This is a genomic window from Vibrio sp. 10N.222.52.B7 (genome assembly GCF_041474275.1).
GTDB lineage: Bacteria > Pseudomonadota > Gammaproteobacteria > Enterobacterales > Vibrionaceae > Vibrio > Vibrio crassostreae_C.
This window is the reverse complement of record NZ_JBFRTU010000117.1, coordinates 5,787-6,817: the sequence shown is the minus strand read 5'-3', so window position 1 is coordinate 6,817 and position 1,031 is coordinate 5,787. Positions and strand designations below refer to the sequence as shown.

1 protein-coding gene is annotated in these 1,031 nt (G+C 45.6%); it reads left to right on the top strand.

Annotation, left to right across the window (positions count from 1 at the left end; genetic code table 11):
* The coding region (locus AB4512_RS20970) for a ChaN family lipoprotein (protein ID WP_372175562.1) at positions 1-704 on the top strand (704 nt) is incomplete at its 5' end.
* Positions 705-1,031: the final 327 nt, after the last annotated feature.

Genomic DNA, 1,031 nt, shown 5'->3' with positions numbered 1-1,031 from the left:
TAAAAGCGCGCCGCAACGCAACATCAAACATTGCGCTTTCAATGGAACAGTTCACTCGAGAGCACCAAGCCACACTTGACCAATACTTAAACGGCGAAATTGGCGAACAAATTCTCATGTCTCAAGCGGCAGCTTGGCCAAATTACGAAAGTGATTACCGCGCGTTAGTTGAGTTCGCAAAAGCCAACGACGTCGATGTTATTGCGGCAAATGCACCAAAGCCATTCGTGCAGTGTATTGGCCGTAAAGGATTGCCTTACCTAGACCAATTATCGACCGAGCAACGCCAATGGATTGCTGCCGAAGTGGATACTGGCGATAGCCCTTACAAAGAAAAGTTCATGGCTTCTATGCATCACGGTACGCCAGAGCAAACAGAAAAGCAGTTTGCCGCTCAGGTTACCTGGGACGAAACCATGGCTGAGTCGATTGTGGATTACCTAGCATCAAACCCTGATAAACAAGTGATTCACGTGGCTGGCAAGTTCCACACCGAGGGTGGTTTAGGGACGGCGGCATCAATTCTACGTCGTAACCCTGATTTAAAAATCACCATCATCAGCCCGGTTGAAGCGATCTCATCGGATAGCGGTGATTATCAGCTTGAAGTGCTTTCGCCGCCGGCTCGCTTTGTAAAGAAAGAGAACCGAATGAAGGCATACAAGCATCTGTCAAAACGTAGCGCTAGCCTAGAGTGTGAGTAGGATCTGTTGATCCACTCTTCTAAGCTAAAGAGTCGATGGGCTAATCCTAGATAATTAGCCCATCGTCACAACTTGATCACGTTCCCGTCATTCATCCTAACTCTATCTAAAATCAAACATTCTTATCGGCACAAGACTTGCTTAGTAAATAGACGATTTAACCAAGCAGACGAAAATGTAATGTGCGAATAAAAAAACATCACCATGGTGATTAAATGCACAAGTTTTTCACACCTCTGCCGATACTATATTTAAGGATAGGTAAGGAGAGCTATATGACGCCGGTAGGAACGAGTAATACCCAGCTATATTCACCTTCGCAAATGA